This is a genomic window from Bacteroides sp., from assembly GCF_019417265.1.
Taxonomy (GTDB): domain Bacteria; phylum Bacteroidota; class Bacteroidia; order Bacteroidales; family Bacteroidaceae; genus Phocaeicola.
Map to the genome: position 1 here is coordinate 1 of NZ_DXVR01000056.1, position 17,580 is coordinate 17,580.

At 39.8% G+C, this 17,580-nt stretch carries 13 protein-coding genes; 9 read left to right on the forward strand and 4 right to left on the reverse strand.

Annotation, left to right across the window (positions count from 1 at the left end; all coding sequences use genetic code 11):
- The first annotated feature begins 230 nt into the window (after positions 1-230).
- The 7 genes from miaA to QZ379_RS08020 all read left to right on the forward strand — a co-directional run bounded on the left by miaA (position 231) and on the right by QZ379_RS08020 (position 9,662).
- Entirely contained in the window at positions 231-1,139 is a 909-nt protein-coding gene (miaA, locus tag QZ379_RS07990; RefSeq protein WP_291562864.1) for a tRNA (adenosine(37)-N6)-dimethylallyltransferase MiaA, read from the forward strand.
- 71 nt (positions 1,140-1,210) lie between these two features.
- Complete coding sequence (locus QZ379_RS07995) at positions 1,211-2,143, forward strand: diacylglycerol kinase family protein (protein WP_291562867.1); 933 nt, start codon at positions 1,211-1,213, stop codon at positions 2,141-2,143.
- Positions 2,144-2,206: 63 nt separating this feature from the next.
- The gene (locus QZ379_RS08000) at positions 2,207-3,412 is read left to right on the forward strand and encodes an OprO/OprP family phosphate-selective porin (RefSeq protein WP_291562870.1); all 1,206 of its coding nucleotides are present in this window, start codon (positions 2,207-2,209) and stop codon (positions 3,410-3,412) included.
- An 89-nt stretch (positions 3,413-3,501) separates the two neighbouring features.
- Positions 3,502-4,776, forward strand: a complete 1,275-nt coding sequence (serS, locus tag QZ379_RS08005) for a serine--tRNA ligase (protein WP_291562873.1) — start codon at positions 3,502-3,504, stop codon at positions 4,774-4,776.
- Between the two features lie 243 nt (positions 4,777-5,019).
- A complete protein-coding gene (locus tag QZ379_RS08010; protein ID WP_291562876.1) occupies positions 5,020-6,963 on the forward strand; it encodes a glycogen debranching enzyme N-terminal domain-containing protein in 1,944 nt (647 codons plus the stop codon).
- Positions 6,964-6,978: 15 nt separating this feature from the next.
- Positions 6,979-8,247, forward strand: coding sequence for a glycosyltransferase family 4 protein (locus QZ379_RS08015; protein WP_291562879.1), 1,269 nt, complete (start codon positions 6,979-6,981; stop codon positions 8,245-8,247).
- A gap of 20 nt (positions 8,248-8,267) precedes the next feature.
- On the forward strand, positions 8,268-9,662 hold the full coding sequence (locus QZ379_RS08020; protein ID WP_291562882.1) for a glycoside hydrolase family 57 protein: 1,395 nt from the start codon (positions 8,268-8,270) through the stop codon (positions 9,660-9,662).
- Positions 9,663-9,827: 165 nt separating this feature from the next.
- Here the strand turns inward: QZ379_RS08020 and QZ379_RS08025 are convergent, their stop codons facing one another.
- Together QZ379_RS08025 and QZ379_RS08030 are read right to left on the reverse strand one after the other, a co-directional pair.
- Positions 9,828-11,240, reverse strand: coding sequence for a DUF4270 domain-containing protein (locus tag QZ379_RS08025; protein ID WP_291562886.1), 1,413 nt, complete (start codon positions 11,238-11,240; stop codon positions 9,828-9,830).
- Between the two features lie 70 nt (positions 11,241-11,310).
- Positions 11,311-12,132: a glycogen/starch synthase gene (locus QZ379_RS08030; RefSeq protein WP_291562889.1), complete on the reverse strand. Its 822-nt coding sequence runs from the start codon at positions 12,130-12,132 to the stop codon at positions 11,311-11,313.
- Between the two features lie 291 nt (positions 12,133-12,423).
- On the opposite strand from QZ379_RS08030, the gene panC reads away from it, so the two are divergent.
- The gene (panC, locus tag QZ379_RS08035) at positions 12,424-13,269 is read left to right on the forward strand and encodes a pantoate--beta-alanine ligase (protein ID WP_291562893.1); all 846 of its coding nucleotides are present in this window, start codon (positions 12,424-12,426) and stop codon (positions 13,267-13,269) included.
- A 12-nt stretch (positions 13,270-13,281) separates the two neighbouring features.
- On the forward strand, positions 13,282-13,632 hold the full coding sequence (gene panD / locus QZ379_RS08040) for an aspartate 1-decarboxylase (protein ID WP_291562895.1): 351 nt from the start codon (positions 13,282-13,284) through the stop codon (positions 13,630-13,632).
- A 104-nt stretch (positions 13,633-13,736) separates the two neighbouring features.
- Here panD and QZ379_RS08045 read toward each other — a convergent pair whose 3' ends face one another.
- Positions 13,737-15,728 carry a fructose-1,6-bisphosphatase gene (locus QZ379_RS08045; protein ID WP_291562898.1) on the reverse strand — a complete coding sequence of 664 codons (1,992 nt, stop codon included), beginning with the start codon at positions 15,726-15,728 and terminating at the stop codon, positions 13,737-13,739.
- 33 nt (positions 15,729-15,761) lie between these two features.
- Entirely contained in the window at positions 15,762-17,423 is a 1,662-nt protein-coding gene (locus QZ379_RS08050) for a putative transporter (RefSeq protein ID WP_291562901.1), read from the reverse strand.
- Between the last annotated feature and the right edge of the window lie 157 nt (positions 17,424-17,580).

Here is a 17,580-nt window from a genome sequence, read left to right on the forward strand (position 1 = left end):
ACTCTAACAAAGTATTGGATTTGATCGCTCACATGGCTTCTGTAAACTGCTAATTAGTTATATAACCATAAATAGCGAGGCTGCCCTGATTTTTTTCAGGGCAGCTTTTTTTATGCCTAATGGCTTGTGTCATTTTTTTATTTTTTTTCTTATCATTTTATATAGTTGTATGTTGCTGTAAAATAAACTATCTTTGTAGACAGTTATTCATACATTATATTATTGATTATATGAAATATGATTTTATAACCATACTGGGACCTACGGCATCAGGTAAAACGACTTTGGCTGCATCATTGGCTAAATGTATTGATGCTGAGATAATCAGTGCTGACAGCAGACAGGTGTATCGTGGTATGGACATTGGTACTGGGAAAGATTTGAAGGATTACAATGTAGAAGGGTATAATGTTCCTTACCATCTGATTGATATAGTTGCTCCGGGTTATAAATATAATGTATTTGAATTCCAACGGGATTTTCTTAATGCTTATGAAGACATTAAGTCAAGAGGAAAGAATGCGATTCTGTGTGGTGGAACAGGGCTTTATATAGAGTCTGTCTTGAAAGGATACAGGCTTGTACCTGTGCCTGAGAATAAAGAACTTAGAGAAAGTCTTTCCGGTAAGTCCTTGGAGGAACTGGCAGATATCCTGTCCAAATATAAGAAACTTCATAATTCTACAGATATTGACACGGCCAAGAGAGCTATCAGGGCTATAGAGATAGAAGATTATTATCAGAAGAATGAGGTAGATGCGCGTCAGTTCCCGCATTTTAACAGTTTAATTATCGGAGTAGATATCAGCAGAGAACTACGAAGAGAAAAAATCTCGAAACGTTTAAGGCAAAGACTGGATGAAGGAATGGTGGATGAAGTGAAGTCTCTTTTAAATTCCGGTCTTACTCCCGATGATTTGATTTATTATGGACTTGAATATAAGTATCTGACATTGTATGTAACAGGGGCTTTGACTTTCGATGAAATGTGCTCACAGCTTGAAGTTGCAATTCATCAGTTTGCCAAGCGTCAGATGACATGGTTCAGAGGAATGGAAAGACGAGGATTTACTATATCATGGATAAATGCTGAATGGGATTTACAGCATAAGATAGATGTCATACAGTCCATGTTGTGATGATATAGTATTTTAATAGTCGAGAGTCTTGTATTTTAAATTTGTCTTATAATCTAAACTTTTTATACATTATGGCAGTTGAACCTAACAGATGGGGGATTATTTATAATCCAAAAGCCGGTAGCAGGAAAGCACAGAAAAGATGGACTAAAATCCGTGAGTATATGGATAGTCAGAATGTGATGTACGATTATGTCCAGTCGGAAGGCTTCGGTTCTGTAGAACGTCTTGCACGAACTATGGCCAACAATGGATATAAGACTATTGTAGTGGTGGGTGGAGACGGCGCCATCAACGATGCCGTAAACGGTATAATGCATTCTGATGTAGAGAATTTACATGAGATAGCATTCGGAATTATTCCCAATGGTATAGGAAATGATTTTGCCAAATATTGGGGCCTTGATTCAGACGACTATAAAGGGGCTGTGGATGTGCTGATAAACAGACGTCTGAGAAAAGTTGATGTCGGTGTTTTTGGATTTTATAATGAAGGTCAGCATACAGACAGATATTTCCTTAATGCTGTTTATATGGGTTTGGGAGCAAAAATCGTTATGATAACCAATGAAACAAAACGATTTTGGGGAATACCTCTGATTTCTTACCTGTCGTCGTTGTTGCTGGTTGCGTTCGAGCGTAAACTGCACAGAATGCATCTTAAACTGAACAATGAACATATCAGGGGGCGTATTATGGCTGTGTGTATAGGCAGTTGTAGGGGATATGGGCTTACCCCGAGTGCTGTACCTTATAATGGATGGCTTGATGTGTCGGTTATATACAGACCACAACTGCGTGAGTTGATTTCAGGATTATGGATGTTGCAGCAGGGAAGACTGCTTAACCATAAGATAGTTAAACCTTATCGTACAAAATCCGTGAAGGTATTGCGTGCCAGAAATGCAGAAATAAGTATTGACGGAAGGTTATGGACAGAAAAGTCATATCCATTTGAGGTTACTATTGCACCGGAAGCTTTAACTTTGATAATTCCTCGTTGATAAGTCCGTTGTTTGAACTTTTTGTGAGTCAGTGTTGTTTATGTATTGTTAAACATTCTTTTTATGAGCAAAAAATTATCATTAAACAACAAATTATTATTTGCAGTGTTATATTGCTGCAGTTTCTCTCTTGATGTTAATTCACAGAATATATCAATGGTTTCCTCTGAAGAAAAAACATTGCTTCAGCGTGTAACGGACGGAAAACGTGATATAGACTGGACTAACATGAATATACAGTTCTGCACAGCAGCCGATGCGTCTTTCAGTAATGGGCATTTTGATGATATGGCATTTAAAGTTCATCGTGTGCGACTGGAAGTTTTAGGTGCTTTCAGAGAGAAATTCTCATATCATTTCCGACAATCATTCAATAAATATACTAATCCGAATATCCCGTTGGACAATCTGGCCGGTTCAGTGGAACTGGCAATGGTAGGGTGGCAGCTTAACGACAGATGGCATCTTACGGCAGGAAAGCAGCCTGTACAGTTCAGCGGTTACGAGTGTTGGGTAAATGCTATTAAAGTAAGGCATTATTCTGATTTTAACAATACTATACCAGCCTATCAGGTAGGACTGAATATGGCATATAATATCAATGATAATCAGATGCTGAATTTCCAGGTTACAAACAACAGGAACTCAACCATTGATGATCAGTTCATGTATCCTTTGCCTGAGGGAGTAGAGGATTCCAAGGTGCCACTTCTTGGTACAGCCAACTGGGACGGATATTTTGTTGACAGGGCAATGCAGTTAAGGTACTCCTTATCTTATGGTCAGTTGGCAAAGGGTAAAAACATATTCTATTTTACTTGTGGAAATGTGTGGGACAAGAAGCCGTTTCTCGGATATATAGATTTTATGTATTCAAGAGAAGGTTTGGACACAAAAGGACTTATCACTTCTTCATTTGATACAGAAACAGGAACGCCTACAACTGTCAGTAATGTAGAATATTTTACTACTATAGCCAATTTAGATTATCGTATATCTACACATTTGAACATTTATGCTAAAGGTGTCTATGAAATAGGTAATATATATAAGTCATCAGGAGGCCTGGAGAAAGGTAATTACCGGAGGACATGGAATGTGCAGCTTTGTGCTGAGTATTATCCGATGAAGGACAGTGAGCTGATAGTGTATTTGCATCTGTTGCATAAGAACGTTCATCTTACGGAAAAAGCTACAGCGTTTGGGGCAGGTAGCCATAATTTGCAGCGTGTTTCGCTCGGACTGGTATATACTTTGCCTGTTTTCTGATTAAAAAATAATTACTCTCTGTATAATTGATAAAAAAAATATATCTTTGCATATCTTTTTATTAGGAACGTTTATAAAAGTAGAAAAATATGCTCACTATTAAACAAATTACAGAGGATACCGACAAGGTAATTCGTGGACTTGAGAAGAAGCACTTCGCAAACGCTAAAGGAACTATAGCTAAGGTGCTTGAATGTAATGACAGAAGACGTAACGCCCAGAATCAATTAGATAGAAATCTTGCTGAAGTTAATACTATTTCGAAGAGTATCGGCCTGCTGATGAAAGAAGGCAAGAAAGAAGAGGCTGAAGCTGCTAAACTAAAAGTGGCTGAAATCAAAGAAGCAAGTAAAACTTTGCAGGCTGAAATGGACAAGGCTTCTGAAGAAATGCAGGAAATATTATATACAATACCTAATGTTCCATACGATGAAGTTCCGGAAGGAAGTTGTGCGGAAGACAATGTTATTGTAAAGCATGGAGGTATGGAAACAGAACTTCCTAAGAATGCATTGCCACACTGGGAGCTTGCAAAAAAATACGATTTGATAGACTTCGATCTTGGAGTAAAGATTACAGGTGCAGGATTCCCTGTATATAAAGGTAAGGGAGCACGCTTGCAGAGAGCTTTGATTAATTTCTTCCTTGATGAAGCACGTGCTTCAGGTTATGAGGAAATTATGCCTCCAACTGTAGTAAACGCTGCATCAGGCTACGGTACAGGTCAGCTGCCTGATAAGGAAGGCCAGATGTATCACTGCAATCTTGATGATTTGTATTTGATTCCAACAGCTGAGGTTCCTGTAACCAACATATATCGCGATGTCATTCTTGATGAGAAACAATTGCCTATCAAGAACTGTGCATATACACAGTGTTTCCGTCGTGAGGCCGGTTCATACGGTAAAGATGTTCGTGGATTGAACCGTCTGCACGAATTCTCTAAGGTTGAACTTGTCAGAATAGACAAACCAGAACATTCAAAACAATCACATCAGGAAATGCTTGACCATGTAGAAGGATTGTTGAAGAAGCTGGAATTGCCTTATAGAATCCTGCGCTTATGTGGTGGAGATATGAGTTTCACTGCTGCAATCTGTTATGACTTTGAGGTATATTCTGAAGCTCAGCAGAGATGGCTTGAAGTAAGTTCTGTTTCTAACTTCGATACATATCAGGCAAACCGTTTGAAATGTAGATACAGAAATGCAGACAAGAAAACAGAGTTGTGTCATACTTTGAATGGTTCAGCTTTGGCATTGCCAAGAATCGTTGCTGCTCTGCTTGAAAATAACCAGACTCCTGAAGGTATAAGGATACCTAAAGCTTTGGTTCCATATTGTGGTTTTGATATTATAGATTAATATATAAAGTCTAAAATCCTGGGTTTTTAACTCAGGATTTTTTTATATTTTCCAATGTATAATATAGCCTTTCATTACATTGTGATAGGTTTTTTCAATTAAAAACCTTATTTATCCCGAAAATATACCCTAAAGAGAAAAAAAAACGAGTTTTACGTTTTGATTTGATTTTTTAATTACTAAATTTGGGGTGAGAATTATAACATATTTATTGAACAATTTAATAACCTTAATATAACATCTATGAGTTATTTACGTTTTGATAAAACTCTGATGACGAATCTTGAGGAATCTTTGCCACGTGAGATTCTTCGTACAAATCGTTCAGGAGCTTACCATTGTTCTACTATCGTAGATTGTAATACTCGCAAGTATCATGGATTATTAGTCATTCCGGTTCCGGAACTTGATGATGAAAATCACGTACTTTTGTCGGCAATGGACGAAACAGTGATACAGCATGGTGCTGAGTTTAATTTAGGTCTCCATAAATATCATGGTGACAATTTTAGTCCGCGTGGTCATAAATATATACGTGAGTATGAGTGTGAAAAAGTACCTACAACATGGTATCGTGTTGGTGGTGTAATATTGAAGAAGGAAAAGGTTTTTGTTCATCACGAACACCGTATCCTGATAAGATATACTTTGGTTGATGCCCACTCTGAAACAATTCTCCGCCTGCGTCCTTATTTGGCTTTCAGAAGTGTGAGGGAATATACTCATGAAAATTCCCAGGCAAGCCGTAAATATGACATCATCGACAATGGAATAAAGACTTGTATGTATCCCGGTTATCCGGAATTGCATATGCAGTTCAGCAAGGAAAACGAGTTCCATTTCACTCCTGACTGGTATAGGGGAATTGAGTATCCGAAAGAACAGGAGCGTGGTTACGACTTCAATGAGGACCTTTATGTTCCGGGATATTTCGAGTTCAAAATAAATAAAGGCGAAAGTGTCACATTCTCAGGTGGTATCTCTCCGGTTGACACTTCCAAACTTAACCAGCTTTTTGCTGATGAGGCAGAACAGAGAACACCGAGAAAAGACTTCAAGAATTGCCTTATCAATGCGGCGCACCAGTTCCTTAACAAGCAGGGTGGTGAATCATATATCTTGGCTGGTTATCCATGGTTTAAATGCCGTGCCAGGGATATGTTCGTTTCGTTGCCCGGACTTACGCTGTCAGTAGGCGAGACTGGTAAATTCGAGATGATAATGGATACAGCCATAAAAGCAATCTATGCATTTATGAATGGCGAAAAATCCACATTGAAAGTTTACGAGATATATCATCCGGATGTGTTGCTTTGGGCTGTATGGACAATCCAGCAATATGCAAAGATGGTTTCACGCGATGCAGCAAAAGAAAAATATCTTGTATTGCTGAAAGATATAATGTCATTCCTGCTTGATGGCAAGCATCCTAATCTTGAAGTAAGGGAAAATGGTCTTGTATATTCAGATGGCAGGGATAATGCAATCACATGGATGAACTCAACGGTTAACGGTCGTCCGGTAGTTGGTAGAACAGGTTATATCGTAGAATTCAATTCTTTGTGGTATAATGCTTTGTGCTTCACTGCCGACATGATGTCTGAGGTAGGCGACAATGACTTTGCATGGCGCTTGAAACAGACAGCTGAAAAGGCCGGAAAATCATTCGTTGATACATTCCTCAATGAATATGGCTATCTGCTTGATTTCGTTGATGGAGACATGATGGATTGGAGTGTTCGTCCTAATATGATTTTTGCCGCTGCATTCGATTACTCACCACTTGATGCAAAACAGAAGAAGGGTGTGATTGATATCGTTACCAAGGAACTGCTTACTCCTAAGGGACTTCGTTCTTTGAGTCCTAAGAGTGGAGGCTACAATCCTAACTATGTAGGACCTCAGATGCAGAGAGATTATGCATACCATCAGGGTACTGCATGGCCTTGGCTGGAAGGTTTCTACATGGAAGCTTACCTGAAGATTTACAAGAGAAGCGCTATCTCTTTCTTGTGGAGACAATTTGTTAGCTACGAGGACGAAATGACATGCCATTGTCTGGGAACACTTCCAGAGTTGTTTGATGGTAATCCACCTTTCAAAGGTAGGGGAGCTGTATCGTTTGCTATGAACGTTGCGGAAATTCTTCGTGGTTTGTATTTGTTGGATAAATTTGAGAATCAATAAAGAAGGAGGAGTTTTATGAAAGTTTTAATGTTTGGTTGGGAATTTCCTCCAAAAATATACGGTGGTCTTGCGGTAGCTTCATACGGTATAACGAAAGGTTTGAGTCTGCAAGGTGATGTAGAAACAGTATTCTGTATGCCTAAGCCGACCGGCGAGGAGGAAGGATTCCTTAAGATTGTTGGTATGAATCAAGTGCCTATTGTATGGCGTGACGTAAACTATGATTATCTCAAGTCTCGTTTGCATGCCCAGATGACACCTGAAGAATATTATGCTTACCGTGATAAGATTTATGCTGATTTCTCATACATGAATGTCAACGACTTGGGATGTATGGAGTTTGCGGGAGGATATCCTGGAAATTTGCATGATGAAATTAATAATTTCTCTATTATTGCAGGTGTAGTGGCACGTCAGCAGCAGTTCGACATTATCCATGCTCACGACTGGCTTACTTATCCGGCCGGAGTGCATGCGAAAATGGTGAGTGGAAAACCTCTCTGTATCCATGTCCATGCAACTGATTTCGACCGTTCCCGCGGAAAAGTTAATCCTACGGTATATTCCATTGAAAAGAACGGCATGGACTATGCGGACTGTATTATGTGTGTATCTGAGCTTACTCGTCGTACAGTAATTAATGAGTATCATCAGGACCCACGAAAGGTATTTGCCGTACATAATGCCGTTTATCCGTTGTCACAGGAATATCAGGATATACCACGTCCGGATCATTCTAAAGAAAAGATTGTTACTTTCCTTGGACGTATCACAATGCAGAAAGGACCGGAATATTTTGTTGAAGCGGCAGCTATGGTCTTGAAACGTACGCGTAACATCCGTTTCGTAATGGCAGGTTCCGGCGATATGTTGAACGCCATGATTAATCTGGTTGCGGAACGTGGCATCGCAGACCGTTTCCACTTCCCTGGATTTATGAAAGGTAAACAGGTATATGAGGTTTACAAGAACAGCGATGTATTTGTTATGCCTTCTGTTTCCGAACCATTCGGTATTGCTCCATTGGAAGCTATGCAGTGCGGAACTCCTTCTATTATTTCCAAGCAGTCAGGATGCGGTGAAATTCTTAATAAGGTTATAAAGACAGACTATTGGGACATTCATGCTATGGCAGACGCTATATATTCAATATGTACCAATCAGTCGCTGTTTGAATATCTTCAGAAAGAAGGAAAAACCGAGGTGGACGGAATTACCTGGGAAAAAGTCGGTCTTAAAGTCCGTTCTTTGTATGAAGATGTCCTGAGAAATTATAATAAGTAAAATATTAGTCTTAAATTGATATGAAAACAATCTGTTTATATTTTGAGATTCATCAGATAATACATCTGAAACGTTACCGTTTCTTTGAAATAGGCTCTGATCATTACTACTATGATGATTTTGCCAATGAGCAGGGTATTAATGAAATAGCAGAATGCTCATATATACCGGCACTCAACACTCTTATCCAGATGGCTAAGGAAAATGAAGGAGCATTTAAGGTTGCTCTGTCAATTTCCGGAGTTGCTTTGGAACAGTTGGAAATTTATGCTCCTGCTGTTATCGAATTATTGCAGGAATTGAATAGTACAGGATGTTGCGAATTCTTGTGTGAACCATATTCACACGGTTTGTCATCGTTGGCTAATGAAGACTGCTTCAAGGAAGAAGTCAACCGTATGCGCCGCAAGATTAAAGACTATTTCGGTCAGGAACCTAAGGTATTCCGTAACTCAAGCTTGATTTATGATAATGAAATTGGTGGACTTGTTGCCGGAATGGGATTCAAGGGAATGTTGATAGAAGGTGCAAAACACGTTCTCGGATGGAAGAGTCCTCACTATTTATATCATTGTGTTGAGAATCCTAATCTGAAACTTCTTATGAGAGATTTCAAACTTTCAGATGATATAAGTTTGCGTTTCTCTAACAGCGAATGGAGCGAATATCCTTTATTTGCTGATAAGTATATCAGTTGGATAGATTCAATGCCTGAAAGCGAACAGGTAATCAATATCTTTATGGAATTGTCTGCATTGGGATATTTCCAACCATTGTCATCAAACATTCTTGACTTTATGAAGGCTCTTCCTGCATGCGCTAAGCAGAAAGGTATAACATTCTCTACTCCTTCTGAGATTGTATCGAAGTTGAAGTCTGTAGACGGAATGGATGTTCCTTATCCTATGTCATGGGTAGATGAAGAAAGAGATATCAGCCCATGGTTGGGTAACATTATGCAGCGTGAGGCGTTCAATAAACTTTACAGTGTTGCAGAAAGAGTTTATTTGTGTGACGACAAGAGAATAAAGCAGGATTGGGATTATCTGCAGGCAAGTAACAACTTCCGCTTTATGACTACAAAGGAAACCGGTGTTGCTTTCAACCGTGATATCTATGATTCACCTTTCGATGCTTTCACAAATTATATGAACATTCTTGGTGATTTCATCAAACGAGTAAATTCTCTCTATCCTGTGGACATGGAGAATGAAGAGCTCGGTTCTTTGCTTACAACAATAAAGAATCAGGGTGAAGAACTTGTACAGTTGAATGCTGAAATAGCAAAACTGCAGAAGAAGCTGACAGATGCTGAAAAGAAACTTGCCAAAGTGGAGAAACCTGAGGCTAAGAAGACTACTACAAAGAAGTCAACTTCAAAAACAGCTTCTGCCGATAAGTCTACCGGCAAGTAATCAATATTATTCATAACAGAAGGATGGGATGTATTTAAGCGTATGTCCCATCTTTTTTTATTGCATTCGCGGTTAGAGGTCAGTTCTGAATGGTATGTAAAAATAAAAATGGCATGCTATAGTGTAAGTGCTATAACATGCCATTTTTTATTAGAAAGAATATCTTTATGGTCGTGTATAAATAACCTCCATTTTTAGTTTTTCACCGTCTTCCCCTCCAAACAGTCTTGCGGCATTAACTTCCATATCATGCGATACGCCTATAATATTACCTTCAGTATCTGTTTCGGTTGTTACAGGAATAAGTACTACTACATCTCTGTCAGCGTCATTATTGCCTTGTCTTTTTTCTGAGAAGATATGACTTATCAGACGGTTTAGTTTAGAGAATGTATATGAGTTGGTACTACTGTCATAAGTTCCTAAGAATGAAGTTTCATTGTCGAAAGTCTTGTTCTTCTCGAAGAAGTCATTCATGTCGCCTTTTCTTATCATAAGAACGTTCTGAGGTACTCCCATTTTGTATTGTGACTTGTCAGCGTTATCTTCATTCAAGTCATTATTATATCTGTATTTCTTAATGGATAGTGTTACTGAGTTTAAAGTATCATTCTTATGCTTCTCAAATATACCATCCTTACCATCTTTACTTTCTATTGGTAGAGTTATCTCCGTATAAAGTCCGGCGGGAGTTTTTAGGTATGTATGATTTTTGTTTGCTTTTAATTCTTGAAGTTTATCCGTATTATTTTGCATTCGTGTAGACATCAGTACCTCCTTACTTGCTGCAAGAATAGAACTGCCAATAGCTGTAGAGTCCTGTCCTTGTGAGCCGGTAACGGTATATTTCATGTTTATTCTTAACCAAATATCTTTGATATACACTATAGAACCGTCTCCTTGTACTGTATGCACATAAAATCCTTTTAAAACATTGTTGATGAAAGTATTGGCATCTTTGAAATTGTTAGGGTCCTTTGATTTATCATCAAGATTCTTTCTGAACTCTTCGCCTAAGTCTATTTTAATGTTAGGGTAATATCCTTTACTGTTTCTGAGTGAATCGCTAACAGATTTATCTACAGCTGCGTATGATTTTTGGGCTGTATATTTCCCAGTTTCATCGTAGTAATTTTTAGGTTCGTAATTGGTATAATACAAAGCCTCGTCACTGTCATCAATAACCTTGTCCAATTCGTCTACTTGAACTGTAAGAGTTGCCAATGAATCTCCATAAAATCCTGTGTAGTATAATTCAAGAGAAACATCTGTGATCTCTTTAAGCCTTTCTGGAAATTCAAATCCTTCCGGACAGTTTATCTGAGTTATAAAACTTGCAGAATATTCTCCGAAGTCAGCATCTGTATATTTTCCTAAATAAGCTCTGTTGGTACGTGAGTAGATTCCTTTTGTAAATGTTTCAGTAAATATTTCTGTTTCAGATGTAGCCTCATATGTACTTGAGAAAGCTTCTATCTTATCTATATTTGAAACAAAGTCTCCGACTCCGGATGTGGAATCATCACAGCTATAGAGTGCGGCCGTACATGCTATTACAGCCATTAACTTGAATTTCATGTTATACTACAATTATGGTTATAAAAACAAATCAATGCAGTTTTTTTCTCACTACATTGATTCTTATGAATTATTCGTTATTTCCCAATACCTGGTCATATAGCGAGTTGCATGCATCGGCATAGGTATCGAAACCTTGCTGATTTTCTACAACAGGTATATTCAGGCTCTTAGCATAATCCAATATCTCAGGGTTTACATTTTCTCCATTCTGTATAACACCGTCGGAATATGCTACAGCCAATTTACACAACTCATTATAGTTTACAGGATTTTCTATCATCTTGAGGTTTTCAGATGTAATGTCCTTAAACTTAAGCTGCTCCTTGAAGTTTTCTACAAAATTAGATTTGAAACCATCGTCATAAACAGAGAATACAACTTTTGAATCGCGGAATGACGGCTCGTCGTAATATGCTTTCTTTATATAAAGCGGTACAACGGCACTCATCCATCCGTGACAGTGTATTACGTCCGGACACCAGCGTAGTTTTTTCACTGTTTCCAATACACCTCTTGCATAGAATATTGCTCTTTCTCCATTGTCTTCGTACTCATTTCCATTCTCATCGGTTGTCATAAGTCTGTGCTGGAAATAATCGTCATTGTCAATGAAGTAAATCTGTCGGCGTGCTGCCTGGACAGAAGCCACTTTGATGATAAGCGGATGGTCTGTATCGTCAATTATCAGGTTCATTCCTGACAGGCGGATTACCTCGTGCAACTGATTTCTGCGTTCGTTTATGATACCCCACTTTGGCATGAATGTTCTGATTTCACGACCTTTGTCCTGAATAGCCTGTGGAAGATTCTGTCCGATAAGCGACAGTTCGCTTTCCGGAACGTAAGGAGTAATTTCTTGTGTAATGAATAAAACTTTCTTTGCGCTCATGTTTATTATTATATGCTCAAAATGTTTTGCAAAGGTACAAAAAAAAGGGTAGATATAAAAATGCAGTCTTAAATAATTCCTTATAGTATGTTAATAGGTGTAGGATTTACATGCAAATTGTATGTTTTGTAATGCATTTTTCCTCTATAATGCGATAAATAAAGCACTTTTTTATGTTTATCTTTCATTATGTGCCAAATAATGGTTTACTTTGCATCCGATTTCAGGAACTATATAAATAGCTCTGTATTTGATTCTAATATAGAATAGTATATAAACTATAGAAAAGAAATGAAGTTAATTCAGGCAATCAGTGAACTGCGTGAAGAATTGCAGGCAGTTCGTAAACAAGGGAAGTCAATAGGTTTAGTCCCTACTATGGGCGCACTGCATGACGGCCATGCATCTTTGGTCAAGCGTGCCGTTAAGGAAAACGATGTAGTGGTGGTCAGTGATTTCGTCAACCCGACTCAGTTTAACGACAAAAACGATTTGTTGAAATATCCAAGAACTTTGGACGCCGACTGTGCTTTGCTTGAAAAGCACGGTGCTGCTTTTGTATTTGCTCCTTCGGTAGAAGAAATCTATCCGGAGCCTGACACTCGTCAGTTCAGCTATGCTCCTCTTGACACTGTAATGGAGGGTAAATACCGTCCGGGACATTTCAACGGAGTATGCCAGATAGTGAGCAAGCTGTTTCTTATCGTTGAACCTGACAGGGCTTATTTCGGTGAAAAAGACTTCCAGCAGCTGGCAATCATTCGCGAGATGGTTCGCAAGTATCCTTTCAATCTTGAGATTGTAGGATGTCCTATCGTGCGTGAATCAGATGGTTTGGCTTTAAGTAGCAGAAATACACGTCTTTCTGCAGAACAGAGATTGCAGGCCTTGCAGATTTCAAAGACACTGTTCAGCAGTGTTGATTTTGCAAAGGAGCATACATTGGAAGAAACAAAACAGTTTGTGGAAAACAGAATAGCAGAGTCTGAAGGACTGGAGTTGGAGTATTTCGAAATAGTTGACGGTAATACTCTTCAGACTGTTTCCAACTGGAATGACAGCGATTACATAGTAGGATGTATCACAGTATTCTGCGGAGAAGTCAGATTGATTGATAACATTAAATATAAAGGATAAACCAGATTAGCTATGATGATAGAAGTTTTGAAGTCGAAGATACACCGTGTTACAGTTACTCAGTCTAACTTGAACTATGTGGGAAGCATCACTATTGATGAAGACTTGCTTGATGCTGCAAACATCATACCGGGCGAGAAGGTACACATAGTAGACAATAACAACGGCGAAAGATTTGAGACTTATGTTATTAAGGGAGAGCGTGGCTCGGGATGTATTTGTCTTAACGGTGCTGCGGCCCGTAAGGTGCAGGTAGGAGATATCGTGATAATCATATCATATGCGCTTATGGACTTTGAGGAAGCCAAGACATTTAAGCCTTCTGTAATCTTCCCTGATACATGCACCAATAAGCTGGTATAATATAAGGTATAAGAGAGAGAAAAAACGAACCGTCATTCAATGTCGAACGCTTCGGCGTTTGAGATTGAATGACGGCTCGTTTTTTTTTATTATGTATTACGATATCATATCGCTTTTTCCTTTAGAATACCTGTCCTGTATGCTATAAGCAGTTTTTTCAGGTCTTCAATCTGAATTTTCAGCTCTTCACCTTTGTCGGTATCTTTCACCATCATGCGCTGGGTGCTCAATTCTACAATCTGTGTCGTAGACTTGATGTCTTTGCCTTGCTCTATTGCAGCCTGAGTAGAAGTGAAAGGTTCGTGCTGTACAAGCTGGAATCCGCGGGAGTGATATACCAGTGTATATCCTGCTATGCCCGTTTCAGGCTGGTAGGCTTTCGAGAATCCACCGTCAATGACCATCAGCTTTCCGTTAGCCTTGATAGGTTTCTCTCCCTGAACGGCTTTCACCGGAACATGTCCGTTGATGATGTGTCGGTGTTCGCCTTTCACATTAAATTCGTCCAGAATGATGTCGCATACAGCCTCGTTGTCCCTTTTTGAGTAATAATATCCTTTTATTTCCTTATGTGTAGATTTGTCGGTCAGGAAATATCTCTCAAAAGTAGCCATCTTGCTTTTGTCGAAAGCAGGCGAATTCTTGCCGCACCACAGATACCATACATAGTCAACGGCAAAATCCTTTTCTTCGTTGTCCTTGTCTGCAAAATAGGCTGTGCGTATCAGTTGTCCCACTTTGTTCAGCAGTTCCTTACCCTTGTATTTTCTGTCGCCTATACTGACTTCTTTCAGACTTCCGTCTTCGTTGAGCGGCATCGAAGCGTGGAACAGCAGGTTGGAGTTGCATACGTTATACATACATCCGTATCTGAACAGACACTTCATATGTTTGCGCAGCTTCTCGCTCCTTGTGAATGAGTCGTGCAGTTTGTTTATCACGTCCTCTTCCTCTGGTGTCAGTTTGTACGGGTCTGCCGGATTGACAGTAGGCATCAGGCAATCCCTCATTTCGTATTCCTTGTCGTCCAGTCGGAGAACCTTCTTTTCGAAATCGATATGATGAAGCAACAGTCTGTCTTCCATCTCGAATTCCGGTCTTCGTCTGATTATCTCAGCCTCAAGTTTGAACTGGATGATACTGATGGCCTTATGCATCTGTGCTATCATTCGCAGTGTCTTGTCGCTGTATTGTGCGTCGTATTCCTTAGGATAGAATTGTGTACACGGGTCGTCCGCATAGGTTTCCATAGCGAAAGTGGCGAGTGGCAGCAGATTGATGCCGTAGCCGTCTTCCAGTGCCGGAAGATTGCCGTATCTCATGGCAAGGCGTAATACGTTTGCTATGCTGCATTTGTTGCCCGATGCAGCTCCCATCCACAATATGTCATGGTTTCCCCATTGGATATCGAAGTTATGGTAGTTGCACAGCGTATCCATTATTATGTGCGGACCCGGTCCTCTGTCGAATATGTCTCCGAGGATGTGCAGAGAGTCTATTGTAAGTCTTTGGATAAGATTACACAGGGCAATTATGAAATCATCAGCCCTGTCTGTCTCTATTATAGTGCTGATAATTACGTTGATATATGCCTGTTTGTTCTGTGTGGTACTGCTTTCGTGGAGTAACTCCTGAATGATGTATGAGAACTCCTCAGGCAGTGCCTTTCTGACTTTAGAGCGTGTATATTTCGATGATACGTTCTGGCATACGCTTACCAGTTGGTTTAGCGTTATCACATACCAGTCGTTCATGTCTTCTTCAGATTCCTTTACCCTAATCAGTTTCTGTTCCGGATAATAAATCAGCGTACACAGTTCTTTCTTTTCCGCCTCTCTCAGTGTGTTGCCGAAAATCTCGTTTACTTTTCTTTTGATTGCTCCGGAAGCATTCCTGAGTACATGGTTGAACGCTTCATACTCCCCGTGTAAATCGGCCAAGAAATGTTCTGTTCCTTTTGGCAGGTTAAGGATAGCCTCAAGATTTATTATCTCTGTACTTGCCGCAGCTATGGTCGGGAAGCTTTGCGACAGCAGTTCCAGATATCTCAAGTCGCTTTTTATCTCCTCTATTTTCGCCTTGTTTGTTACTGTCATGGTTTTTAGATTTATATTGTCAATATTAAATTCCTATAAGAATAGCATCAGTATTATTTGTATCATTATCACCCTTGTAAACATGCCTAAGGGATATACCGTTGCATAGCTTACTGCAGGATTATCATTAGGTATGATATCGTTGGCGTAGTTCAGTGCCATTGGGTTGGCCATACTTCCGCACAGCATTCCGCAAGTGCTTCCAAAATCGAGGTTGAAGATTTTGAGTGCCACTATAGCCATTATCACTACGGGGATGAATGTAATAGCAAATCCTATACCTATCCATAATGCACCTTCCGGCCTCATGACGGTTTCGAAGAAATGGGAGCCGGCATCCAGCCCTAAACATGCCAGATACATGGAGAGTCCTATTCCTCTGAGCATCAGGTTCGCACTTCGTGTAGTGTAAGTCACTAAGTGAAATCTTGGTCCGTATGCACCGATAAGTATGCCTATTATGATTGGTCCGCCTGCAAGCCCTAATTTGACCGGTGAGCTTATACCTGGAATCCAGATAGGTATAGAACCGATGATAAGTCCTACCACTATTCCGATGAATATGGATGCCATGTTTGGGTCCTTGAGAGTTTTTACTGTATTGCCCAACACTTTTTCTACATTCTGTATTGCTGCTGCTTCGCCTACCACTGTCAGACGGTCGCCCAACTGCAGTACAAGTCCCGGAGTAGCCAATAGCTGTACACCGCTTCGGGTCACACGGCTTATGTTTATTCCATATGAGTTTCTCAGACGCAGACTTCCAAGCTTCTTGCCGTTAATTTCCGGACGTGTGATTATCACGTGTTTTGAAATAAGCTGGCTGTCGATGGCATTCCAGTCGATGTCCTCCTTGTTCCAGTCCCTGTTCTCCTGTTCTCCGAATAGAATAGTAAGGGTAGGAGCATCCTTTTCTGTCGTGATGACCAATATTCTGTCGTTCTCTTTGAGAATCTTTTCTGAAGTAGGGATACTCACATTGCCGTCCCTCCAAAGTCTTGAGATAACGAATTTCGGATAACTCAGTTTGGCTATATCCTGAACACTCTTGTTGAATATGGCCGGATTGTGAACCTGGAATGTGGCGATATATGTATGGTTTGAGTCGTCGTGTTCGTGACTCTCCATATCCTTAGGCTTTACAACGAGTTTCTTCAGTACTATTATTGCAAGGATAACACCTACCACTCCGAGTGGATAGGTTATGGCGCAACTCAGTGCTGCTCCGCTTGTAGGTTCGCCCATTTGTTTCAGTGTCTGTTGTGCGGCACCGAGGGCAGGGGTGTTAGTTGTTGCTCCGCATAATATACCTGCCATGTCCGACAGAGGTATTGACGCTGTCTTGCTTATTATAACGGCCATTGCCGTACCTATAAGGATGACTCCCAATCCAAGCATGTTCAGTTTATACCCTCCTTTGTGGAACGAACTGAAGAAACCCGGACCAACTTGAAGTCCTAAAGAATAAACGAAAAGTACCAGGCCGAAGCTTTCTACATATATAAGCATCTGCGGGTCGATGGAGAATCCAAGATGTCCGGCCATGATTCCGACAAAGAAAACAAATGTCACTCCGAGTGAAACCCCAAAAAGATGGAGCTTCCCGAATCCTAATCCTATTGCTGTTATAAGTGACAATATAATGACAGCCTGTAAGGCTGAATGCTCAAAAAATAAATTTGTTAACCATTCCATGCTGCAAATTTACACACTTTTTTTGAGGAATGCTTATATTGTGTTATTTTATTTTTGTCGAAACAGGCCTTTCGTCGTGTATTTATTAAAACAGTTCAGCGGCTGTTTGTCTTACCCTGAAAAAAGTTGACTCATAAAACCAACATTATGAGTTCAC